A 25,296-nucleotide genomic window follows, 5' to 3' on the forward strand; every position below is an offset into this window, starting at 1 on the left:
AGAGGAAAAATAATGTAAATAGTATTATTTAGTTGTTTGCGTTAGATGTTGCTAATTTCTTTGTTTATTATGATTTATAGTATTCAGAAGAAGAAAACTGTAAGTTTTAGACTCAAAAGATTATAATAAAGTTTGTGAACTTGAATTCTTTGGATCTTTGTTTTGTTAGTGCCTCTTAGAGATAAATGTTCGTGCGCTAGAATGTTGTTAGAACAGTTTTCTCTTCCGCTTGGGTTTGGTTTATAGGACTGGTGTCTTCTTAGTGAGGTAAACTGATGGTATGTGTATTGTGTTCCCTTGTTCGAGTGAAACGTTAAATTTGAAATTATTTAGTCTGCTGCTAAATTTTTAGTAATTTATTTTTTATCAAAATTTAAAATTTGATAGTTCGTTAAAGTTGGCTGTCTATCTTCCTGCAGTTTCTTATGTCGCTTCAGGAAATAGTAATTATTACTATTTGTAAATATTTTTTTGATTCGTTGTGCTTTGTGTTTGTTATTGATTTTGTCTTCAATAAGCTGTCCTTGTTAACATTAAAATTACATAACAATAATCCTCTGTTAAGGATTTCTTAAAATCTAAAAATTTACTATAAGTAAATTTATATCCATTTTTGCAGTGAAATATTTACTAATATTAATAATTTAACTGAAATGGAAAAAAATAAGTTTTTGGTTTATGTAGTTTTTTTATTGGTTTCGCTTACAGCAGCAGGGCAAAAAGGAGCTATAAAAGGTAAAGTGTTTGATGGTGCATTTCCGCTTCCGGGTGCGATTGTACAGTTGAATGGGACTCAAAAAAATGCTTCAACAGATTTTGAAGGAAGTTACAATATTACCGGAATTGAAGCCGGAGATTATGAAATCGTGGTTACTTATTTAGGCTACGAAAAAATCAGCCAAAAAATTATAATCGGAGCTGGAAAGGTAATGGTTGTTCCGAATATTTTACTAAAAACTTCCTCAAACAATTTGGATGAGGTAGTGGTGAAGGATAATTCAAAAAGACTAAGTGAAGCCAAAGCATTAAATATTCAAAAAAATGCAATCAATTTGGTAAATGTTATAGCTGCGGATGGAATCGGAAAACTTCCGGATCGTAATGCAGCCGAAGCAGTACAACGTGTTCCGGGTGTATCTATTGAGCGTGATCAGGGAGAAGGCCGTTATGTAGCCGTGCGCGGATTACCTGCTGAATGGAGTTCTACTACTATGAATGGAAACCGAATTCCAACTGCAGCCGATGAAGGGGCAAGCAGAGCTACGGCATTTGATTTTTTTCCGACGGAAATGATTGGTTATGTTGAGGTTTCAAAAGCTTTAACACCAGACATAGATGCTGATGCATTAGGTGGAAGTGTGAATTTTATAACAAAAACAGCGCCTTCTAAATTTACTGTAGACGCTAGTGTTGGTATGGGATACAATGCAAAATCGGATAAAGGAATTTACAGCGGGTCTGTTTTGGTTGGAGACAAATCTAAGAATGGAAAATTTGGTTATATACTGAATTTTTCACAATGGAACAGAAACTGGGCTTCTGATAATTTTGAAGCAAGAAGATCTGGAGATGAAGGTGTTTACCGTTTAGAATTAAGAGATTATACAGGTGAAAGACATACAACAGGTTTTAACGGCGGATTTGAATTTAATCCAAACGAAAGAAATAAGTTTTTCGTAAAACTGAATTATGGGAAACTTCTTGATGAAGAAACACACTTTAAACGTCGTATACGTTTTGATAAATTCAATGCAGCAACAAATACAGGAAGAGTAGAGCTTCAGAATATCTACAACGAATTAAACTTTGATTTCTATGGTGGTGAAGTTGGAGGAAAACATATCGGAAACAAAGGTGTTTTTGATTGGAGTGCAGCCCATTACAGCACGGAGTTTTATTACGGAAATGTTCCTGATGCTCAAAACAACAGTTATTATTCTGTATTTTTTAAGCAAGACGGAGTAGGATTAAATCCTGTTTATCTTCAGGATAGAGGAAATGGTCCAAGAGCGTATTGGGATTCTGATGGAGGATATATGAATACAGATAATATGTTTGGTTATTTGTCAAATCCTAATTTTCAGGACAGTCCTAATTTGATGAAGTTTAGCACGCTGGAGCTTTATAAAGTAGCTGTAAAAGAGAGAGATAATATTGTGGCATCGGCGAATTATGAATTTGATGCCAATGAAAATCTTAACTTAAAATTTGGTGCTAAATTTAGGGATAAAGATAGAATTGCCACTTTTGCAGATGAGTTTTACAATTGGAGCGGAGCGGCGGCGGCGCCAACTTTGGCAGGTTATGGACAGTATAATATTATGCAGCCAAAAGGAACAGAGTACCTGAAAGAGCTTCATACTAATATCGGAAATAGTTTTGGGCCAGTACTTTCTCCAACCGGTATGAATCAGTTTTACAATGATAATTTTAATAACGGTAATTTGAAATTGTCTGAAAGCGATTCTGAAATTCTTGCCAACGGCGGCGGATTAGGGCGTAACTTCAATGTTGACGAAACGCATACTTCTGTATACGGAATGGCAACGTATAAAATAAATAGTAAACTGACTTTTTTGGGAGGTTTGAGAGCAACGAACACCAATACAAAAGTAAGCGGTTATCAATATGATGTGACACCTGAAAATCCGAATGGATTGCTTTCTAAAGTTATAAAAACAAAAAACTATCTATCACTTTTGCCAATGCTTCACTTGAAATACTCTCCTGAAGAAAATACAAATCTTAGAATGGCAGCAACGAGAACTTTTACAAGACCTGATTTTGGTTATCTGGCTCCAGGTGGTACTTATTTGGCTGCTGATAATGAATATGACGGAGGTAATCCCGATGTAAATCCTACGTATTCTTATAATTTTGATTTGATGGGAGAACATTATTTTGGAAAACTTGATGTTGTTTCGGCTGGAGTGTTTTACAAAACAATTACTGATCCTATTTTTATGGATACCAAGCAAGGTGATATCAACGGACATACGGGAGTAGAGATTTCACAACCTATGAATGGTGAGAATGCATGGCTTTTTGGTGCTGAAATTAGTGGAAATAAAAAATTTGACTTTCTTCCAGGATTCTTGAATGGTTTTGGTGTACAAACCAACTATACTTTTACTAAGTCGCAAATGACGATACCGGGTCGTGCAGGGAAAACAAGTTTGCCTAGACAAGGGGATCATTTAGCAAATGCGCAGTTGTATTATGAAAAAGGAAGGATAAATGTTAGGGCAGCGTATAACTTTAAATCAAAATATATTACCGAGCATGGTACAAGTGGTTTGGATAGAGATGATGTTTATTATGGAGCTTATTCTGCATTAGACGCTACATTTTCATTCAAATTAACCAAGCATTTTACAATTTTTGCCGAAGCAAACAATCTTCTTAATGATAAACTGGAATATTATTATGGAGATGACAGCCGACCAAAACAAGTAGAGCTTTACGGAATCAGAGGGCAAATGGGAGTTAAATGGAGCCTGTAGAATAAAATTTTGTTTGATGTTTTTTTATTGGAAGAGTCGGTTTTATGCCGGCTTTTTCCTTTTTTTAGGAGATTAGTTGTTTTGTCATAATGAAATTTTTATTCGATTTTGAAATATTAAATTTTACTATTTGTAATTTTTTAGTTGTTTAATATATACACTTATAAACTTTAAAAGAACACTTCATAGAAAATTTATCTTTGATTCAAATGTTAATTGAAAGAAAAATAGGTTTTTAAATGTTTAGTGTTTTGATTTTGTTGGTGTTGATGTTTTTGTTTGTTCTTTTTTTTTGCCTCTTGTTTATGGGTAAAATTTTACTATTTGTAAAAATAATTAATAATATGTTTACTTTTGCTTAATATTAGTCTTTGTTTTGAATGCTACTTTTGTACTTGTAAAAACAGATTAATTATGCTTAAGAAGGTAAATAAGTTTACAAATGGTAAAAAAACATCGACGATGTTAATTATTATAGCGGTCTTTTTGTGTTACACAGGAATGTATGCCATACGAAAGTCGTTTTTAGCAGGTCAATACGTAGATCTTTCCTTAGGTTTTGGACTAAATGCAAAGATAACTTTAGTGATCAGTCAGGTTTTAGGTTATATGGTTTCAAAATTCATCGGTATTAAGGTGATTTCTGAAATGAAGAAAGAAAAAAGAGCGATTTGGCTGGTATGTTTTATAACTTTTAGTTTGGCAATGTTGGGATTATTTGCAATCGTACCGCCTAAGTTAAAAGTTCTGGCATTGTTCTTTAATGGATTGCCTTTAGGAATGGTTTTCGGAATTGTATTCTCTTACATTGAAGGCAGAAAAAACACCGAGTTATTGGCAGCAGCACTTAGTGCCACTTTTATATTTTCGACCGGACTTGTAAAAACTGCCGGTTTGCTTTTGATGCGTGATTTTAATGTAAGCGAATATAATATGCCTTTTTTGACAGGATTGCTTTTTTTTCCACTTTTTCTGCTTTCTGTTATCGTTCTTAATTATTCGAAAGCGCCAAGCGAAAGCGATATAATAGAACGTTCCGAAAGACAGCCAATGTATAAAAAAGAAAGAAAAGATTTTTTAAGAAAAAATTGGATTGGTTATTTTGGTTTAGTTGCAATTTATGTTTTGCTAACCATTGTAAGAGATTTTAGAGATAATTTTATTGTTGAGTTTTGGGCAGATCAAGGCTATTCGGGCACACCAAAAATTATCACACTAACAGAAATTCCTGTTGCAATAACCGTTTTATTAATTGCTGCGGCAGGAACATTAGTACGTAAAAATAAGCTGGCTTATAACATTGGGATGAGTCTTACGATATTGGGTTCTGCAATGGTTTTGATTTCGACGGTTTTGTTTAATAATCATTTAATGTCTCCGGTTTACTGGATGATTATTAGCGGAATTGGGGTTTATTTGCCTTATATTTTATTTCATTGCCTGATTTTTGAGCGACTTGTGGCTTTGTTAAGTTTTAAAGGAAATGTTGGTTTCTTGTTTTATATCGCCGATGCTTTTGGTTATTTAGGAAGCGTTATGGTGCTTGTTTTAAAAGAAATTACAGGTTTTGATAAGAGTTGGACTCAGTTTTTTGTGTCGTTGAATATTACGTCAGCGATAATGATCGGAATGATTACACTTTTTTCAATGTGGTATTTCAATCGACGTTTTTTACAAAGAAAACAAAAATCAGCAGCGATGCTTTGTTCTTAATTTTTATAATTAATTAAAAATGAATACTAAATACGATTTAATTGTTATTGGTGGCGGAGTTTTAGGAACTTTTCATGCTTACCACGCCTTACAAAAAGGCTTAAAAGTTGCCATAATAGAAAAAGACAAACTGCCGGTAAGTGCTACAGTTCGCAATTTTGGTCAGGTAGTGCCGTCAGGAATGGATACAAAGTGGCAAAATTACGGACGAGAAAGTCTTAAGATTTACAGCGATATTCAAAGTCAGTTTGATATTTCGATTCGGAAAAACGGCTCAGTATATTTAGCTTCAAATGACGAAGAAGTGCAGCTTATTGAAGAATTAAGCATCATAAATAAAAACAATGGATATGAATCGCTGTTGTTAACCAAAGAACAATGTCTTGAAAAATATTCAGGCTTACGAAATGACTATATAAAAGCTGGACTTTTCTTTCCTGAAGAGGTTACAGTAGAGCCAAGAATAATGATAAACCGTTTATTGGAATTTCTGATAAAAAACAAAGGTTTAGCTTATTTTGGAAATACAAAAGTGGTGCGTTGCGATTCGCTTTTAAATGAAGTCGTTGTTCTAACCGCTAACGGAGAAATTCATAAAACGTCAAAAGTAATATTGTGCTGCGGTTCAGAGTTCAAAACATTATATCCTGATGTATTTGCAAAAAGTGATCTTGAAGTAACCAAATTACAAATGCTTCAAACAAAACCGCAAGCGGATTATCAATTAAAAGGGTCCGTATTAACTGGACTTTCGATTCGTCGTTATGAGGCTTTTTACGAGTGTCCTTCTTTTGACGGAATTAAAGCAAAAGAAGCATCAGATAGTTTTGAGAAAGAGTGGGGTGTTCATATTTTGTTTAAACAAGCTGTCGATGGATCTGTTATTATTGGAGATTCGCATGAATATGCTGATGCAGCCAATATCGACGATCTCGGATTTGATTTACGAATGGACGTCGACGAATTTATGATTGCTGAAGCTAAAAAAATATTCAATCTGCCAACTTTTGAAATACAAAACCGTTGGTATGGTATGTATTCTCAATGCAAAGAGAATGATATTTTTGAACATACTATAGAAAACAACATTCATATCGTAACAGGAATTGGAGGAAAAGGCATGACAGGAAGTGCAGGATTTTCTAAAGAAAACATTAAAAACATATTTAATTTAAAATAGATGATAGATATTAAACTAGTAGTTTTTGATATGGCAGGAACTACCGTAAACGAGAATAATCTTGTATATAAAACCGTTCAAAAAGTGATTAATCAGGAAGGATTTTCGGTTTCACTTGATGAAGTATTGCTTTATGGTGCCGGTAAGGAAAAGCATACGGCTATAACAGATGTTTTAACTGCCTGTACTACCAATGTTGATATTAAAACGATTGCTGATAAAGCTTTTAATAATTTTAAAGTTGCTTTGGAAACGGCTTATGATGAAGCTCATATTTCTACTTTTAACGGAATGGAAGCCTTTTTTGATTCTTTAAGAAAACATGATATCAAAATTGCGCTGAATACAGGATATGATTCTAAAACGGCGAATAAATTATTGGAGAAATTAAATTGGAAAGTGGGTAACCAGGTAGATGCTTTGATTACATCTGATGATGTTGTAAACGGAAGGCCAAATCCTGATATGATTCAAATGGCAATGGCTAAGTTTGGAATCACGAATCCTGCTCAGGTTTTAAAAGCAGGTGATTCGGAAATTGATATTATGGAGGGAAAAAATTCCGGTTGCGCAATAACAGTTGGTGTTCTTAGCGGAGCACAGAATAAAGAACAGCTAGAAGTAGCTAACCCCGATTATATTTTGAATGATGTAACAGAGCTTGAAGGCATTTTATTTCGATAAAAAGTTACGGCTCAGTAAGCCCGTCTGTAAAGGGCGGGTTTATTCATTTTTAGCCAGAAAGAAATAAAGCACCAGCATTTTTGAAGGTGTATTTCCTTTGTTTACAGGAACGTGTGGAATTCTTCCGTCAAAAAATATAGAATCTCCTTCTTTAAGCAAAACTTCTTCTTCGCCAATAATATACCAGCATTCACCGCTTAAAATATATTTAAATTCGTAAGCATCGGTTTCTACTTTTCCGCGTTGCGAACCCGGTTGTACTTCAAGTAAAACCGCTTCAAAAGCTACAGAAGATAATTGTTTTCCAAAAATAGAAAGGTAGGAAAACCCTTTGGCTTCATCTTCTTTTTCAATTACAGCGTTGTCTTCTTTTCTTGAAATTATAAAATTGCTTTTATCTGATTTTGGAAGACCGTTAAAAAAATCCGATACCTCAATTCCGAGTGCTTGTATAATGTGTAAAAGAACTGGAAGCGATGGTATAGTTCTTCCGTTTTCAATTCGTGAAATAAGGCCGTTACTTACATCTGCATTTGTGGCAACTGTATTAATAGTAAGGTTGTTTTTTTTGCGAATTTCTTTAATTCTTTTCCCTAAGCCAATAAGATAATCTTCCATAAAATTTGTGATAAACAATGTAGTTGTAAAAGTCTTAAAATAACTTTACAATTCAAAATGATTAGTTGAGTTAGGTTTGCAGCAAAAAGGGATTGGTAAATCGTGGAGAATTAGTTGCCAAAGAAGTAATTAATGAGCATTTCAATTGTTTTTTTTACTTTGTTAAATTAGGAACGCGTACGATCCTTCCTTCAGAAAAATCCAATTTGCTTAATTGTGTAGTTTTTATTTCCTATTGTATTATTTCCTTTTCTGGAAAGTATGTATTCATGCTCAAAAGCATCAGTACTTAACTGATCTCTAAAACTGTTAGGTTCAAGCGTTAAAAAAACAATATGAAGAGTAGAGTTTTTTATGCTTCGCGTCAAGAAACGCTCCTACGAAAATCCGTTTCATCTTTCTCTCTGAAAATGCTCATAATTACCTTTTCGTTTTATCAAAATCATCACTTCATCAGAGGGAATGGGATTAGTTACGTGAGGGTTTTGTAAAACATTAAAAAATAAACAAATTGTTAATTGTATTTCTGTAACGATTGTTCATTAGAGATTAGTATTCAAAATTGTAAAATACAATTTTTGCAGTAATTCAAAAATAGGGTTTCAAAGGAATACTTAGATTTGTTTTGATCACGACTAAGCTAAAAAACCGCTTTAAATCATTTGCTGCAGGTAATATTTTGGACAAATTTGCACAAACAGAACCTAATAAAGCATTCGTTAAAAACGATACTGCTGATTTTGCTTTCCAGGTTAATCCTGCAGGTATACGCGCAGGTAAAAAACTTGGTATATTTGTTGAATTAGGATACGGACACAGAGGAATTATTAGTGCAGGACTAAACTATAAATTTTAAATAGTAATTTACCGGACTTAAAAAACAAATTACTGCCAGTTTATAAAAGGCTGAATGTTTAATTTATTCAGCCTTTTAGTTCAATATAGTTTGAAGCGGATTAATTTAATGCACGAACAGCAAGAAGCTTATAAGTGTAAAATGGTTTGATCGTACATAAGTAATAACCTAAATTAGTTAAATTAATATGTTTACATTTTTTAAAATTTCCATTCATTTTGCAGTAACGGCCTTGTTTGCTTTGAGTTTAATTACCTTTAGTGACGTTTTTATCCATACAAATCAGTTGCGTTTTTATGTTTTGACCATCATAGCAGCTATGATTTTTTTTGTGATGGGTCTTGCGGTAATTTTTATTTATAAGAATTTAAAAATAATTAAAATAGGTCATGTTTACATTTTGAAAGAAGACAAGAAAAAGGCAGTACAGACAGCTGTTAGAAAATTATTGTTAATTTTTGGATTTGCTGCGATTATTATAGCATTCTTTACGTGTTCGCTTTGTGTTGCTTTACTTCAAAGGATGAATGATGGAATGGCTTTATTTGGTTAATATGGACAAGGTATTTCAAGGGAGAAATATCTATGAGTGGAGTTGATCTTTACTAACTAAACTTTAAAATTCATGTTTGTTGGCAATATTGCATTTCTCAAGAAAAAAGAGTGCGAAATCTTGAGATAATGATGTTTAGGTTGTTTTTTTCTTTCGAGGATATCTTTATACTTATTACCAATTTATCATGTTTGAAGAAATGGATTAATCTAAAATTTATAAGTAAGATTGATCATGAAATTAAAAGGTTTTTGCGGACGAGCATAAAAAAAACATCACTTACCCAATATTGCTCATTTAAAATATTATTTGCTTTAATACCAATTCTGTACCTTGGACGGTTGTAGAAAAGAGTTGCGTCCAGAAGATTATAGGAAGAAAGTGCCACGATTTTGCACCTTTAACTTTGAGAGGTTTTGAAAAGATTGAAAAGTGTTTTAAAAGAAAAAAACCTGCGAATCCTAGGATTTGCAGGTTTTACCACTGTTTTTTCGGGTTTTTGAAAAGATTGAAAAAGTGACCTTTTTACTTCTTTTCCCCTTTTAGTGGGGAGAGCAGTTCCGCCGCTTTGCTTTTGGAAATGTATATTTCAGGCAGAAAATGCAGCAGCTCGGAAAGGATGAATTCCGCATTGTCATCAAATTGGCCTGCCCAATCCATTATATGTTCAACCGACATTCTGTAGTCGGTCTCAGGGGTATCGCAATGGTAGTCCTGTAAAATCTCAAATATCCTTTCGGCGGTTTCGTGCATTTATGTAAATTTTAAATAAAAGATAAATGTATAATATTGTTTTTTATGGCACAAGAAAGAAAATCCAATTTATTGGAATCATCAGGGGAATTTTTACTTTCAATTGTATTAATTCAGATTAGGTGGCTTACTCGCTAACATCAAGGCCAATCTCATCTTCATCTTCATTCTCATCCTCATTTTCATCTTCAGGCATACTTTCATCTATTAAAATTTCATAGTGTTTATCCATTCCCCATCTGTCAATTATCCAGTCGGTTAATTCTTCGCGTCTGATTTTACAGGCCGCAGGCGTCCAATCGTCATGCTCTGCAATTTTTCTCTCCTGTCGTATATCAGAATTTGCATAAGAAAAACCGGTGCCCGAAGTTCCCTTTTTTCTCTCAAATTCAAAGTTTCTGTATCGTGAATTGTCTTTCGTTAGAACTATGTTTGATATATCATGAAGATATTTGTTTCTATCCCGCGCGGGCCATTTTTTCAGCCATTGTGAATTAACATCCGGATTTTGGGGAAGAATATGTTCCAACGTTGCATCACTTAAATCCTCCCAATTTAATTTTGGCGTATTTTTATCCATCAGAAGAAAGACTTCATACTCGTACAAGGTATACTTCAACAGTTTTCGCCAGTGATACCATTCGAAAAAATCTTCCTTTAGGGATTTCCTGAAATTATTTTCTGGAGAATACCAATTAATTGTACCATAGATCCATTCCGTAACCGTTTTTAAATCATGTTTTCCAGCAAATATATCATCCGCCCATCTATAGAATTTGGATAATCCGGCATTGCTTCGTTTTCCTTCCCATAAAAATACGCGATAGGAAAAGAGCTCAATCGATTTGAGAAAATCGGCATAATCGTCGTCAGTTATGCCATTATTGTCTCTCTTAATTCTTACCGCAATTAACAAAGGTAGGAAATTTGCGACATTTCCCGCATTTTTGATTTTTGTAAAGAATTTTAGCTCATCCTTATCCGAAGCGGGACTGCTCGGATTAACGACCGAGGCATAGTGCTTGGATATTACCGCCAGTCCGTCAACAAATTTTAAAATAAATCCCTTTACCTGATCTTTATTTTTTTTTGTAAAGTTCCTTAAAGGAATTACCTCATCAGATTTGAAACCGCTGTAGCCAGTCCAGTTTTTAGGAGTGTAACTTACAAATAAAGTCCACGCTATACGCAAGCATTGGCTTTCGCTTCCATTGCATTTTGAAATATTAACATAAACTTCCTTCCAAGTCTTATTGATTGTATTTGTGAAATCCTCCTTTTCCGATTCATCTGTTATATTGGGGTAAACCCAGTACATTAGGTAGTTTTTCAATAATTCCATCGAAGACAGGTCCTTGCCCCTTGAATTCATCAATTCAAAAGTCATCCCTATTTCGCTTTCGACTTCGATAGGATAGAATGAGAAATTTAGTTTTCTAATGATGGCGTCAAACAAATCCTTCAGGTATTCCACACCGCCTTCTTCTCTTATTTTGAGCTGCTCGGATATATGATTCTTTAAAAAAAAATACGCGTTTGAAATTCGGGATTGATGGACTGAATTTGCTGAGACATTGCTGACACCTTTTGTTATCAGATCCAAGTAGAAGTCGGAAGTGTCGTTGTTTAGCCTGAGCTTGCTTTTACTTCCTGAATAAAGGTATATTGGAATCTCTGCAGCGAAGTCTGTCTGGCCCAAATCAATAAGCTCCTTGAATATTATTGACAAAAACAGGCTGCAGGTCGATAACCTCTGCTGCCCATCCACTATATCCACGATTTCTAATTTTTTAGTTCCGTAATTTTCCAGTGGCTTGGGATTGGGCTGATAAATTACAATTGTTCCGGTATAGTGGCTTACAATTTGGTCATCGACCAGCGCATCAATGTCCTGAACAAATTCCTGCCACTGTTTTTCTTCCCATGAATATCCTCTCTGGTAGTCCGGTATGCGAAAAATTTTGCTGTCAAAAATATTTGACAATGTTTTCTTTTCCAAGTTGGTTAGCTATTTTTAATTATTAATTGAAAGCTGTGTTCGCTGATGATTTTTATAATTTGCTTGTCAGCTTTTCTCGCTTTGATGTATTGGATTCATATCTATATGGATATCCAGATATTTTTTTAATTCTCTTGCGGAAAATCCATAGATATGATGGTCATCGTCGTAACCGTGCGCCATGAAAGCCACTATCTCACCACTTTCCGAAATTATCGGTGCTCCGCTGGTTCCAATAAAATCAAGGTGATCGGTTATTGTGCTTTTTAAATCAAAACGTTCAAAAGGGCCGATTTTGGAATCATATTCAATGCCCAATACTAGCCTGTCGGTTTGAATGAGTTTCATTATAGGTGGCAGCGCGAATTCTTCCGTATAAACTATATTTTTCCCCCTTAGTCGGCTTAAAATCCAAATTTGTAAATGGAATTATTTTATTGCCAGCCTCCACGCGTATTTTTTCATTAAATACGATCTCCTTTTGGAAGATTTCAAAGTCTTCCTTTATCTCGGCATAGCAAATGTCCAGAGGGGTTATAGTGTTCAAATCTTCTTCTTCAGTTCCCTCCAATAATTCTACGGTATCTATGTAATTTAATTCCGGTATGACAAAAACATTTGTGCCGTTTTGGGTGCCAGTGCCTTTGTCTATAGCGGTCTGCAATCCGATTCTGTCGGTAACATGTCGGACTGAAATAAAAAAAAGCCTTTCTCTGTATTTTATTGCGCAACCGCTGCCAGGGGCGCCAGGCATTAAAGTGTCGGGATCCAGCATGACAACATGCTGTGTGGCTTTGACAACATAATCTGCCAATTCCTCCAGTTTATCATTTTCCTCCAGCTTAATTTTTTTTTTCATCTCTTCTTAATTTTAACTTTATTCTATGAGCAGATTCATGATTGTCTTTCATTAATCATAAGGTTCTTATCAGATCAACTATTTGCATACTTTTCCAGTTCAGAGATTTCTGCAGAAACGATTTGCTTAATTATTTCTTTTTTCTTTTCAAAATCATTGGAACTGGTAAATGTCCTTCTCAAGTAGATCCTCACCATCACGACATTCATATTCATCAGCGAGAATTCTTTATTTACACTTTCCCATTGCGCATTAAACTCGTAGCCTCCATTGCTTTTTTGAGCAATTTGGATGCATTTTATATCCGAATCCTTGAAGGTCTTATTTTCGTAAATATCCGTTGTTGCAAATATGTCATCGGCTACCAAAGGTTTTAATCTTTCATTTATGGCTTCCTTTATTTTTTCTATTTTATCAAAGTCATCGAAGTTGTCCCTGGTTAATATGATTTTTACCTGATAAACTCTCTTGAATAATTTTCTTTTCAATAATTCTTCCAGAACCTCTTTTTCCGAATCCTGCATTACCACCTCTTTTTTTGCAGTGTAATTCAAAAAGACTTCATCGCTGTTTTTAATGTAAAAATCCATCAGTTCCTGTATCGTTTTGCTCTTTTCCAAAAACTTGGTGCCTAATGTTTTACTTGAAGCGCTTGCATAAGCGAGCATAGAATTGGCCGATCTGTTTGTCTTATGGAAATAGACCTGATTATACAGATGGGATCTGGATTGGATAAATCGCAGCATGGAGTCCAACCCGCTTTCCTTATAGGCCAGATACACATTATTATCGGCATCTTTGGTAGCCATAAATGATGCGAAGATCCTATTGATATCGTAGATGCCGTAGGTTACTCCTGAGAAATAGCTGTCCCTTAAAAGATAGTCCATCCTATCGGCGTCAATTGGAAATGATGTGATTATGCGCGAAAAGAAAGAGGTGTAGTTATTCTCTTTTGAATCGGTAAACTCCTGCAGATTTTCAAAATCAGGCTCAATCAGTTTAACGATCCTCTCAGCGGATAGGCTTTCAATAATGACCTTGGCTGAAGGCGAAAATTTATGTTCATCGGTTATGTGCCTCATCTTTAATTCGTCAATTAGGATAAAGATGAATGCGCATGAAATGATTTCATGCTCCACTTTATTCTTATTGGCCGCGATCAGCTTTTCGAAAGCCGAATAATAATTTTTGAGCACTTTTGATTCTTCGGCAATCTTCAGAAAAGCATCCTTGCTTATTGCGAATTTATCAAAAAGGTGGGATAGCGGACCATGTCCTATATCATGCAGAAGGGCAGCCAATCTTAGCTCCTGATAGTAAACTTCTTCCCGTTCCTCCAGATTGTTTAGATTATAGAAACTGCTCTTGCCCTTTATAAAATACTTTTCTTTTTTCTTCTGCCCAGTTGCGAAATTTTCCTTGCAGGAATCGAATATTTTTCCCGCCAGATGCATTACTCCGATAGAGTGCTCAAATCTCGTATGGTTTGCCGAGGGAAACACATAATAAAGGAAGGTGTTCTGTTTCACCCTTCGCAATCTGGTGAAGATGGGATGCTGTATGATCCATTTTTCAATTTCCGACAGTTTGATATCGCCGTGCAAGGGGTCAAGAATGCTTCCGTAATAATTATCTCTGTAATTGTAAATCATAATTTTTCATTTAGTATAAATCTTTAATTCTTCATCTTGCGAAGCATGCCGCCTGCCATTGGGCTGATCATGTCTTTACTGAAGGTTTGCGCGTAAAAATAAAACCTTTTTTAAGGCTGGGACAGGGGGTTTATACTTGATTTTATATTATGGATAAGTACTTCGCTAATTTTTGTGGGAACCCAGCAGGGGCTTTAATTTTTTGGCCAGTTCAATTTCAAGTATCCCAATCAGGGGCTTCATCTCTTCTTCCAGAACGATGTAGTTTAATTTTAGATTGCCATACAGCAAGGTGTCGTACCAGTAGGTGAGCTGCAGACTTCCAGTTTCGCCATTTACGGAATGGCCCAAATGATTGACAAACCTGTAATGGAATTTATCTTTCACTTTGCCCACATAAAGCGTTCCGCTGGATTCCCTTTGGATTTTCGGCAGTTCCGCTATTTTTCTTTTTCCGGCAAGTCCCCTGATGCTTTCCAGTGCCTGCAGCATGCTTTCATTATTCAGTTTTTCCGTATCGAAGCTGAACCAATATAATATCGGTTTGTTTTTTGGAAGGCTTTCATTCAGGCTCTTAAATTCCGTGCATTTTGAAAACGTCTGGGTTTGTCTGTAGTTTTCAGCAAGGTAAGTGCTGTCTATATCGATCGATTGGATCTTCAGGCCATTTTTTTCGATAGCCTCAAGATATGCGTTCAATTTATTAATTTGGTCGCCAATGATGTTTTGTATGGTTTCTTTCATGCTTTTCTTTGTGTATTGTTGCTCATGGCAGTTTCCAACACGGTATTTAGTTTCCTAATGCCAGATTAATTTTAAACTTTTCCTGGAGTCTCATCTATAGCTTGTACTATATCGATAAGATGCTTTTTGGAGGGTCTTGTCAAAATTTGAGTAAAACCAAAACCCATTGTTCCTTGAATGGATCTTGTCCAGCCTCTTACGAAAATGTCTTCAATTCCATCATCATTGAAATCCGCTCTAAATTGTTCCGATAATGAGGTTTCAAAGCCTTCAAATTCCAAACTGAATTCGAAAATGCCTGGAGAGCTGTCCCCTTTTACAATTCCTCTTCTTACCAATTCACCAATAGAGACCCCTTCGAGGACATACTCTTTCAGCCTGCCTTCCATGTCAAAAAGAATATTTGGAGATAAATAGTCAAGCATATTGATATTTATCCAAGGATCGCTGATAAAGGAGACTTTAGGCATTTTGGCCTTCTTAACAGCTTCTATTAGTTCTTCGAAAAAGGTAAAGCTGTGTGACATTTTAATTGCATAGGTCGTCAGCGGATAAAACCCCTTTACACTGGCGTCCTTCCATTCATTTAAAGTAGAGACTCTTATTTTATCGTCTGCATCGTTGGATAGTTCCAAATATTCGTTATCATTGTAAATCATTAATTTTTTATCCAAAAGAATCGAGAAATCAGTATTCAAATAGAAAACATCATAAATTTCATCAATAAATTCTATCCCTGCAGGCAGTTTAATTTCCCTGATTTCCCAATTTTTTGTCTCGGCTTCCCGCAATATATTTTTTAATTCTTCGGTATTTACAATATTTACTGAAAGAGCCGCCTGAAGTTTGGAAAGGATTATTCCCCTATTTTTCTTTTTTGTCAGCTTCTCGATTTCTTTTTTGACTTTTGCTTCAGATTTCGCAGCAAGAGCAAGATAATATAGGTTGGCGCTCTTAGGAAAAAGATCATTGCTTTTTCTCAAATTGCATTTGCTGTGGGTGGGAACCAAATTGTAAAGGCCGTTAAGATCAAAATCTTTATCCAGTCCCAAATCATTCTTTACCATTTCAAATTCTTTCACTTTAACCTCTAGGGATTCGGGGATTATGTGGCCAATCTCTAAATCTGCCCATTCCAAAGATTGGCGGCAGTAGAAGCATAGATTCTTATTTGCCGCCCAGATGGCACTTCTCGTCAAATTATCAAATGTTGTAGTACTCATATAAATCAGGCTGCGCAAAGTGTTAACTAGTAAATGATACCTTTGAGCTTATTTTTTTAAGTTTTAGTTATTAGCTGCAATATATTTTTTTATTTCAGTTTCCACCAGCTTCCATCGTCTTGTCCTGCTTAAATTATAAATTGCAAAATGTTTGGCTTCGTCAGCTATTTCGTTGAAGCATTTGATTATGGCTTCATCGCTTGCTTCTTTCGAACTGCATAATATAAAAAGAAAGTGTTCCGGGCTGGCCTGTTCGATAAACTCCAGCTGTTTCATATGATTTTGCATCAGCCTTTTAATCAATTTGTTCTTAAGATATCCGCTGGGATTCTGCAACCATATTTCATTGATGTTCAATGCCAATAGATTTTCATTTCCGAATTCCGCCAATGCCTCCAAATAAGATTCATTGCCGTTTTGCTGATAATCTTTCAAAAGAAGCGAGTCAAGTGTTGGCTTGGCTACAGCATCATATATTTTCAATGCATATTTTATATCATTTTGATATTTTGAATGGTAAAACGTTTTAAAAAAATCTTCGTAATATATTTTCTTTAAGTTAGGCAAAAGAGCATACAATAAAATTCTAATTCTTTGCCTTTTTGAGTAATCGCTTTCCTTTAATTCAATATAAAGCTTTGAATAAACTTTTGAACCATTTTTATAGGTCTCCAATTCTTTTCAAAAGATTTGATTCTACCGAAGCTTTCAGCTCGCTATTTGGCATCGTCAGCTCGCAATCAATCAATTGGGGCAGTTGGATTGTATTAAGTACGCTATGAATCAGTATATTATAATTTCCGTCAAGAAAAACTTTATTCTTTCTTTCAAATAATTCATTGAGAAGACTAATCTGCTGTTTTTTCATAAGTCTGTGCCGCTAATGCGTGTGAATGTTTATTTTAAATGGTACTATTGGCTAAAGCGCCATCGTACATACGGAAATTATTTGGCAATAGGAGATCTGTATGACTTGAAATAGCTTATGATTTTTTTATTGGAATATAAGCCCCTGTTTCTCTCCCAATAATCATATGCCTCTTGAAAAGAGCCTATAGGAACGCCTGCGTCCAAATTTTGTACGCCCGGGATTCTGTATGGAAGCGGCTTTACTTGTTTGCCTCTGATCACTTCGTCTATAAAGAATTCATTTAATAGCGCCGCATCCTGCATACATTTCTCTGCCTGCTGCAATTTATTCTGAAGGATATTCAGTGCGACTGACCCAAATCTAAATTCAATTGAATAATCTTCCGAATATTTATCCAGCAGCAGTTCAGCCTGCTTGTAATCTTTTGAAGCGAACAATGTTTCCAGCAGGAGATACCTGATGCCCTGATGGTCGTCTTCATTTAATTTCAAGATCAGTGCATAGATCTCGACAGCTTTAATTGGCTTTAAGCGGTTTTTTACTAATGTTTAAGCTGAAGATAGTATTTTTTTAAAATTTGGGTAAAAGAAATATTAAGTGAAGCATTTTTTCTTAAGAATGAAAGGTTTTTTTTAGTTTGCTTTTTACTTATTAGACTCTTTATTTTGCAATACGTTAATCGGAGAATTCTTCCGTTTAATCAAGTAAAATGACCGTTTACTACTTTGCGGTTTTCCCAGCATCATATTGAGTCTACTTTTACGGTGTGCAGAAAGATTTATTTAGAAAATGAAAATGATAAATTAGGGATAAAAATCCTTATGGGATATTAAAGAGATTTTAAGAATGAAAAAAGGCACATAGCATTATAAACTCCAGTTATTTGTAGCTCCTTTATGAAAATAAAATGTTCAAAAATCTGCTATTGCATACTTTGGTTTCACCTTTTTATTATACTTGGTTTAAATATCCGCTTAAATGATTTTACGAGTAATATTTATTTTATTGTTTGCTCATCAAACTTTTGGGCAGAATTATACTTTAAAAAGTATTCCAGTCCGCAATGAACTTAATACCGATCTGTTAACCAGTGAACCCTTCATAGATAAAGACGGTTTTATATGGTATGCGGTAAATAGTGAGGGAATATTTTATAAATACGATGGAAGAAATCAGATTAAATATAGTATTTATATTAAAAACAGAAAAAGAGTTACTATTTCTACAGCAAGCGTATATAATTGGATTCAGGATAAAAATGATAATATATGGGCTATTACAATTGAAGGAGCATATATTATTAATCCAAAAACTTTCGAGTTAAAATATATAAAATGGAAACCAAGTAAGTCTAATTTAAGAGATTTTCAACTTCTGGCATCAATTTTAGATCATAAAGGAAATATTTGGGTAAGCCTGGGTGAAGACTATATAATACGATTTGATAGAAAATATCATCAGAAGATATTCAGTTTCCCAGAACAGTTGAAAGAAAAAGAGGCTGCTCCTAATAGTTCATCTGCAAAAATTAAGCTAAAACTGCTAAAAGTTTTAAAAGGCGAGAGGTTCTTAATAAAATCAGTCTTAAATCTGTATATATTCAATAACAGTGGCATCCACTATGTAGATAAGCTGAAGTATGATAGTAGTAAGATCCATTTTGCTGAAAATGGTGTAATTTTTCCAGCAAATAGAAGTGGTACATACCATTTCAATGGAAGAAAATACACTTACAGATATTTGAAAGAGTTTGGCTTGCAGATGTTCGAATATCCCTATGATAATTTTTTGCATGTAAAATCAAAATTTTTTACAGTTGATGAGAATAATCTATTTATTGGTTCAGTTACTAAAAATGCAATTCCTTTTAAGATTACCGATACAGTAGATTTTAAAAATAGCATTATTAACAATCGTTTATTGGCAGGAATAAATAATGTCGTATGGTTTTCCACTAATGACAATATTTTTATGATAAAAGCTAATGATGGCAGATTTAAAAAGCATATTCAAAATGAAGACTATAAAATCAGTACCCGCGGAATTGTGTCTGATAAATATGGGAATCTCTATATTGGTTCTTATCATGGGCTTTTTAAATTGAATACATTTAAAAATACTCTGTCAAAAATTATAGATCTCCAGTATCCATTTAATTACTATAATTCGCTACTCATTCAAAATGATTCTATTTTATGGGCTGTTGCTGAAGATAATTTTATAAAATCCATTAATCTGAATAGCGGCAAAATAAAAACCTTTCGACATGAAGGAAAAGAGAAATTACGTTCGATATTCATAAAGGAAAAATCAGCAGATTCTTTGTGGGTCGGTTCTGAAAAAGGCCTATTTGTTTTTATTAAAAGCAGCAGTAAATTTGAGAGATATAAAACACAGGGGATTCGAAAAGATTTTTTTGTCTATGACGTCTTAAAAGGCAGTAATGGAATATTGTGGATTGCGACTGATAAAGGTCTTTATTTCAGAAGGAGAGGAAAACAATTTTTGAATTATTCTGTTAAAAGTGGTTTTTTTAAAGATAAAATTATTTTAGTTATTCATGAAGATAAAAATAAAAATATCTGGATCGGAACCAATAATTCCGGTGCTGCCCTTTTGAATTTTAAAACCGGTAAAACGGAAGTTTATGATCAGACTAATGGATTGTCAAATAATACTGTGTGCGGAATATTAGAAAGTTATGAGCAAATTTGGTTTTCAACTTTTTACGGTATATCTGTTCTGAATAAGAACACAAAAAAATTTAATAATTTTTATGTTCGGGACGGGCTTTCTGATAATGAATTCAACATGAGGTCTTTTCATAAAAAAGACAATTATACTTTTTACTTTGGAGGACTAAATGGAATTACGGAATTAAACCCTAAAAATTTCAAATTCCACAAGAAACAGTACAGGGTTTATATTTCAAAAAAGGAATATTATTCCGAAATAAAAAGTAAAAATGTTACTGATTACGTTCATAATTTTGAAAAGATTAAACTGCCTTACGATAAAAACTACTTTTCGGCTGAGTTCACTATAAATGATATGTACGATCATGAAAAAAGCACATACTATTATAAAATTGATGGCTTAACTGATGGATGGCTAAACGCAGGCCCTTCTGGTCTCATAAAATTATATAATTTGCCGGCTGGTGATTATTTGATGGAAGTCAAGGGAAAGGATTTTGAAGGTTCTGAAACAGTGAATAAGATAGGTATACGAATAGAAGTAGAACAGATTTTTTTTAAAAATCCTTTTTTTTTAGGTTTCGCGACTATCTTGGTAGCTTGTTTTATAATCTTTGAGTTTAGAAGGAAGACCAAAAAACAGAAAAGAAGGTACGAAAGAGAAAAAGAAATTATAGCTTTAAAGGCAAATGCGTTGAAAGCACAGATGAATCCGCATTTTGTGTTTAATATTTTAAATAATATGCAGAGCATAATGATTTTAAAAGGCGAGTCAGAGGCAAATAAATATTTTGGTGCGTTTTCCAGACTTCTGCGTCTGACTCTCGATATGTCAAAAAGGGAATTGGTTTCATTGGAAGATGAACTTCAGTATATAAAGTATTATTTAATGCTCAATAATCTTCAGCTGAATAATAAGCTGGAATTTTTTATTGAATGCGATGCAATAAAAAATGTAAGCAATCTTTTTATTCCAGGAATGCTAATACAGCCCTTTGTAGAAAATGCAATCATTCATGGATTGTCCCCAAAAGAAGAAGGTGATAAAATAATTAAAATTAAGTGTTTTATAGAAAATGACTGCCTTTTTGTGATTATACAAGATAATGGCATTGGCAGAAAAGCGGCATCAGAATTAGTTAAAAAAAGAGAATACGCGCATAAATCATGGTCGACAGAAATTGTTAGAGAGAGGATCAATGTGATGAATGCCTCTTCTAAATCACTGCATATTTCCTTTACTATTGAAGATAATGTGTTTAATGGCAGAGCATTAGGCACAACAGTTATAATCAGCTTTAAAATACGATAATCTTGATATTTTTTAATCAATATAGTATCTCAGCAAATAGTGCTGGTGCTTTGCAACTTAACCTTTAAATTATTGCTGTAAAAATGATAAATAAATACAAGGCAATTATTGTAGATGATGAAATAAATAGCATTCTACTGCTTAAACATTTTATTAGAAGGCACTGTGTAAATATTGAGATTATTGGGGAGGCACTCACAGCTGATAGCGCCGTTTCATTAATAAATAAACTTGAACCTGATATACTTTTATTGGATATCTGGCTCCATGGCAAAGATATTTTTGAAGTGCTGGATCATATAAAAATTTATAAAGCTCAAGCTGTATTTGTCACTTCGCATGACGAATATGCATTGAAGGCAATGAAATATATTGATATCGATTATATTCTAAAACCGGTTATTATAGAGGATCTCATTATTTCAGTAAACAGGGCGGTAAGAAAAATCGAACAGAAACAGTATTTTGATTTTAATAAAGGCTTGCAGATTAGGCGCAAAAAAAATAAAAGCCTTTGAGTCTGATGTAAAAATAGTACGGAAGTTTTTTATGCTTATTGAGTAGAATCAGCTTTATTTCGTTTTGCATATAGCAATTAGGCTTCATAATCGTTCTTCATGATTAAAAATTAAAAAGCATTGCTGATGGATTTAATGTTTGTTAGGCTATGAAGTTCAGCCCCATCAGAAAGTGTAGTTTCTTCTTTAAATATCGAAATTGCTTCGTATTAAACCGTCTTCTGGCTAGAAAAAAAACTGTATTTTAAAAGATTTCTTCCCTTATTTAGCTATCAAATGATTTTCCTTTTTATTAATCACTCTTCACACAGCGACAATTAATTGTTTTTTTTGTTTTTTATTAATACTATTCTGTAATGAGGTATCAAAAAGCTTCTTTTTTTTTAGGTATTTACTTGTTATTTTCTTCAATTGAAACTAGTTGGATTATTATGGGCATGTCTTAAACTATTATTTTTTTTTTTGTTAAATTATAGCCATATTTAAGAGCATTTTCACTCCGTTTTTGAAATGATTATAAGAGGCATTTTTCTATTGATATCCTTCACTGCACTAAGTCAGAATTATACGTTAAAAAATATTTCTGTCCGTACGGAACAGAATACATATTTCGTAACCAGCCCGCCTTTTGTGGATAAGGACGGTGCAATATGGTATTGTACAAATAAAGAAAATTCATTCTATAAATATGACGGAAGAAACAAAATAGAATATAAGTTTTATAATAAAGATAAAAAAAATGCTATTTCAACAGACCTTATGGTTTTTAGCTGGCTGCAAGATTTTAATGGTAATATCTGGGCCATCGGGCAGTATGGATGCAGCATAATAAACCCCAAAACGTTTAAAGTAAGATACAGAAAATGGAAATCTAAAGAAACAGGATATGTTAACCCTTTTGATATAGCGGCAGTTCTGGATCGGAAAGGTAATATTTGGATGAGCATATCGGAAAATTACATAATCAAGTTTGACAGATTTTATAATTGTAAAATTGTAGAATGTCCTGCTTCTGTCGATAAAATGTTAGAAAGCAATAATGAGCGGCTAAAAGTGATACGTGAGCTAGCGGATGGAAGGATGCTGGTTAAATCTTGGTCAAGTCTATTTATTATAGACGATAAAGGGATGCATTTTTATAGAAAATTGAAAAACTCAATGAGTAGTATTATCAAAGACTATGTGTTTATAGAAAATGGACGCATGTTTCCTAAAAATCAAAACGGGACTTTTAGTGTTCGGGACAAAAAAATTAATTATGAGTATTTAAAAGAAATTGACCTGCAGATGTTTGAGTTTCCCGGATTGGATATTGGCTTTATATATCAGAAAGGTAAGGTGCTCTCTGTTTCTGGCAAAACGTTATGTATTGGGGTCTTTGATAAAGAAAAACAAAGTATTAAATATTCTGATTCAATTGTTTTAAAAAATTTAATAATAAGTTATAAATTAAATACGGCTAAAAATGATGTAATTTATTTTTCTACTCCTGATAATATTTATATGCTAAAAGTAAAACATCAGCTGTTCAAAAATACTTTTCATTATAATAACTCCGATCCTAGCATAAAAGCAATTGTATCTGACAGAGATAGCAGCTTATTTGCACTTTCTAGTTCTGGAATTTTGAAGTACGGCCTATATGATAAAATAGTTTCAAAAGTAAGCGACTCCATTGGCTACAATTCATTGGCAATGAGTAATGATTCCATCTTGTGGCTGGCAAGCTACCATGGGGGGATTGATAAACTTAATTTGGGAACCCGAAAAATTATGCCCAATTTTTTTCTTCCTAATAATCTTAAAGTAACCTTTATTAAAAAAATGTCTCATGATTGCTTTTATATTGGCACTAACCGCGGTCTTTTTACTTTTGATCCAGAGACAGAAATACTGGAGAAGTTAAAAATTGAATCTGAAGGTTTTGAGGGAGTCCATCTAACCAATGCTTTGAAAACGAGCTCTGGAAATTTATGGATATCTTCTTCTAACGGTTTGTTTTTGAAAATAAAAGGAAAAAAAGCTATTAATTTTCTGGATAAAAATCCACTGCTGAAAAATAAAGTTTTTTTAGTTATTCATGAGGATAAAAATAAAAATATCTGGCTGGGAACAAATAATTCGGGTGCAATTCTTTTAAATTTTAAAACAGGAAAAATAGAAATTTTTGATCAGAGCAGAGGATTATGCAATAACAATATTTGCGGTATATTGGAAAGCGATAAAAAAATGTGGTTCTCAACTTATTACGGCTTGGCCGAATTAAATAAAAAATCTCTAAAAATTAATAATTATTATGATGAAGATGGGATTTCCCAAAACCAGTTTAATATTAATGCATTTCATAAAGGCAGAACAGGGATTTTTTACTTTGGAGGAACAAAAGGCATAACGGAATTTAATCCAGAAAGCTTTAATTTTAATGATACTAAAAGCAGAATTTATTCTTCCAGAACAGAATATTTTTCAGAAAGTAAAAATAAAAATGTTGTTATATACGGTTCTAATTCTGAAATTATTAATATCCCATATGATAAAAATTATCTCTCAGTTGAGGTAGCTGTTAATGATTTATTCAATAATGAAAAAAACACGTATTATTATAAAATAAAGGGTTATATAGAGAACTGGGCTGATGCTGGCCCATCTGGTATTATTAAGTTATATAATCTTCCAGCAGGCGATTATATCCTGAATGTTAAAGGTAAAGACTATCAAGGAAGTGATACAGTAAACCAAATCGAAATTAAGATTCATGTGAGGCAGGTTTTTTATAAGACAAATTATTTTATCGTTTTAATTTTTATGCTCTCATTATCATCTGTGATATTGTTTTTTATCAGAAAGGCAAGAAAACAGAAGAAAATATTTGAACGAAAGATGGAAATTACAACCTTGAAGACCAATGCGCTTAAAGCACAGATGAATCCGCATTTTATATTTAATATGTTAAATAATATGCAGAGTGTTATCCTGCTCAAAGATGAGCAGGAAGCTAATAAATATTTTGGAGCATTTTCAAGACTGCTCCGTCTTACATTAAACATTTCAAAACAGCACCTTGTATCATTGGAAGAAGAGTTGAAATATATTAATGACTATCTGATTCTTAATAATATGCAGCTTAATAATCAGTTGATTTTCTCAATAAATGCCAATGCTATAGATAAAACACAGGATATTTTTATTCCTGGAATGTTAGTGCAGCCTTTTGTTGAGAATTCAATTGTTCATGGATTGTCACCAAAAGAGTCAGATGATAAAACAATAATAATCCATTGCTGCGTGGAAAACAATTATCTCATTATTAATATCACAGATAATGGCATAGGAAGAGCTGCCGCATTAAAATTAAATAATAAAAGAAATCACCAATATAAATCCTGGTCAACATCAATTGTGGAAGAACGCATAAAAATATTAAATGCATCTTCTTCCGAGCAGGATATTTCTTTTAGAATTATAGACAATGAATTAAATGCTAAATCAATAGGAACGACCGTGATTATTAGATTTAAATTGAACTGATTTATTAAAATATTAAAAAAAGAAAAATTTG

Annotated in this window: 19 protein-coding genes; 9 read left to right on the top strand and 10 right to left on the bottom strand. The window is 33.5% G+C overall.

The window, feature by feature from the left end:
- The first annotated feature begins 653 nt into the window (after positions 1-653).
- The 4 genes from B0A81_RS18540 (at position 654) to B0A81_RS18555 (ending at position 7,080) form a co-directional block, all read left to right on the top strand.
- Entirely contained in the window at positions 654-3,503 is a 2,850-nt protein-coding gene (locus tag B0A81_RS18540; protein ID WP_089059384.1) for a TonB-dependent receptor, read from the top strand.
- Between the two features lie 414 nt (positions 3,504-3,917).
- Entirely contained in the window at positions 3,918-5,216 is a 1,299-nt protein-coding gene (locus B0A81_RS18545; RefSeq protein ID WP_208861326.1) for a DUF5690 family protein, read from the top strand.
- A gap of 19 nt (positions 5,217-5,235) precedes the next feature.
- Positions 5,236-6,396 carry a TIGR03364 family FAD-dependent oxidoreductase gene (locus B0A81_RS18550; RefSeq protein ID WP_089059385.1) on the top strand — a complete coding sequence of 387 codons (1,161 nt, stop codon included), beginning with the start codon at positions 5,236-5,238 and terminating at the stop codon, positions 6,394-6,396.
- Complete coding sequence (locus tag B0A81_RS18555) at positions 6,397-7,080, top strand: phosphonatase-like hydrolase (protein WP_089059386.1); 684 nt, start codon at positions 6,397-6,399, stop codon at positions 7,078-7,080.
- Between the two features lie 39 nt (positions 7,081-7,119).
- Here B0A81_RS18555 and B0A81_RS18560 read toward each other — a convergent pair whose 3' ends face one another.
- A complete protein-coding gene (locus tag B0A81_RS18560; RefSeq protein ID WP_089059387.1) occupies positions 7,120-7,698 on the bottom strand; it encodes a helix-turn-helix domain-containing protein in 579 nt (192 codons plus the stop codon).
- A gap of 625 nt (positions 7,699-8,323) precedes the next feature.
- Here B0A81_RS18560 and B0A81_RS21665 point away from each other — a divergent pair.
- Together B0A81_RS21665 and B0A81_RS18570 are read left to right on the top strand one after the other, a co-directional pair.
- Positions 8,324-8,554 carry a hypothetical protein gene (locus tag B0A81_RS21665; RefSeq protein WP_089059388.1) on the top strand — a complete coding sequence of 77 codons (231 nt, stop codon included), beginning with the start codon at positions 8,324-8,326 and terminating at the stop codon, positions 8,552-8,554.
- Positions 8,555-8,741: 187 nt separating this feature from the next.
- Complete coding sequence (locus tag B0A81_RS18570; protein WP_089059389.1) at positions 8,742-9,107, top strand: hypothetical protein; 366 nt, start codon at positions 8,742-8,744, stop codon at positions 9,105-9,107.
- A gap of 525 nt (positions 9,108-9,632) precedes the next feature.
- Here the strand turns inward: B0A81_RS18570 and B0A81_RS18575 are convergent.
- The 9 genes from B0A81_RS18575 to B0A81_RS18620 form a co-directional block, all read right to left on the bottom strand.
- The gene (locus tag B0A81_RS18575; RefSeq protein WP_089059390.1) at positions 9,633-9,860 is read right to left on the bottom strand and encodes a hypothetical protein; all 228 of its coding nucleotides are present in this window, start codon (positions 9,858-9,860) and stop codon (positions 9,633-9,635) included.
- 127 nt (positions 9,861-9,987) lie between these two features.
- Complete coding sequence (locus B0A81_RS18580; RefSeq protein WP_089059391.1) at positions 9,988-11,859, bottom strand: DUF262 domain-containing protein; 1,872 nt, start codon at positions 11,857-11,859, stop codon at positions 9,988-9,990.
- Positions 11,860-11,925: 66 nt separating this feature from the next.
- Positions 11,926-12,207, bottom strand: coding sequence for a hypothetical protein (locus B0A81_RS18585; RefSeq protein ID WP_123922209.1), 282 nt, complete (start codon positions 12,205-12,207; stop codon positions 11,926-11,928).
- Positions 12,167-12,718 (bottom strand): hypothetical protein, encoded by a 552-nt coding sequence (locus B0A81_RS18590; protein WP_089059393.1) that lies wholly within the window; start codon positions 12,716-12,718, stop codon positions 12,167-12,169. Before B0A81_RS18590 ends, B0A81_RS18585 begins: the two co-directional genes overlap by 41 nt.
- 74 nt (positions 12,719-12,792) lie before the next feature.
- Complete coding sequence (locus tag B0A81_RS18595) at positions 12,793-14,373, bottom strand: HD domain-containing protein (protein WP_089059394.1); 1,581 nt, start codon at positions 14,371-14,373, stop codon at positions 12,793-12,795.
- Positions 14,374-14,538: 165 nt separating this feature from the next.
- Positions 14,539-15,117: a hypothetical protein gene (locus B0A81_RS18600; RefSeq protein WP_089059395.1), complete on the bottom strand. Its 579-nt coding sequence runs from the start codon at positions 15,115-15,117 to the stop codon at positions 14,539-14,541.
- Between the two features lie 71 nt (positions 15,118-15,188).
- Positions 15,189-16,340: an HNH endonuclease gene (locus B0A81_RS18605; RefSeq protein ID WP_089059396.1), complete on the bottom strand. Its 1,152-nt coding sequence runs from the start codon at positions 16,338-16,340 to the stop codon at positions 15,189-15,191.
- A gap of 63 nt (positions 16,341-16,403) precedes the next feature.
- A complete protein-coding gene (locus B0A81_RS18610) occupies positions 16,404-17,015 on the bottom strand; it encodes a hypothetical protein (RefSeq protein WP_089059397.1) in 612 nt (203 codons plus the stop codon).
- Positions 17,016-17,285: 270 nt separating this feature from the next.
- Positions 17,286-17,702, bottom strand: coding sequence for a hypothetical protein (locus tag B0A81_RS18620; protein WP_089059399.1), 417 nt, complete (start codon positions 17,700-17,702; stop codon positions 17,286-17,288).
- A gap of 487 nt (positions 17,703-18,189) precedes the next feature.
- Between B0A81_RS18620 and B0A81_RS18625 the strand changes: the two genes are divergently transcribed.
- The 3 genes from B0A81_RS18625 (at position 18,190) to B0A81_RS18635 (ending at position 25,265) form a co-directional block, all read left to right on the top strand.
- Positions 18,190-21,219, top strand: coding sequence for a sensor histidine kinase (locus tag B0A81_RS18625; RefSeq protein WP_089059400.1), 3,030 nt, complete (start codon positions 18,190-18,192; stop codon positions 21,217-21,219).
- Between the two features lie 83 nt (positions 21,220-21,302).
- On the top strand, positions 21,303-21,737 hold the full coding sequence (locus tag B0A81_RS18630; protein WP_089059401.1) for a LytR/AlgR family response regulator transcription factor: 435 nt from the start codon (positions 21,303-21,305) through the stop codon (positions 21,735-21,737).
- 510 nt (positions 21,738-22,247) lie between these two features.
- A complete protein-coding gene (locus B0A81_RS18635) occupies positions 22,248-25,265 on the top strand; it encodes a histidine kinase (RefSeq protein ID WP_089059402.1) in 3,018 nt (1,005 codons plus the stop codon).
- The last annotated feature ends 31 nt before the right edge of the window (positions 25,266-25,296 follow it).

Origin of the sequence: Flavobacterium plurextorum (genome assembly GCF_002217395.1) — a bacterium.
In the GTDB taxonomy this organism is placed as follows: Bacteria; Bacteroidota; Bacteroidia; order Flavobacteriales; family Flavobacteriaceae; genus Flavobacterium; species Flavobacterium plurextorum.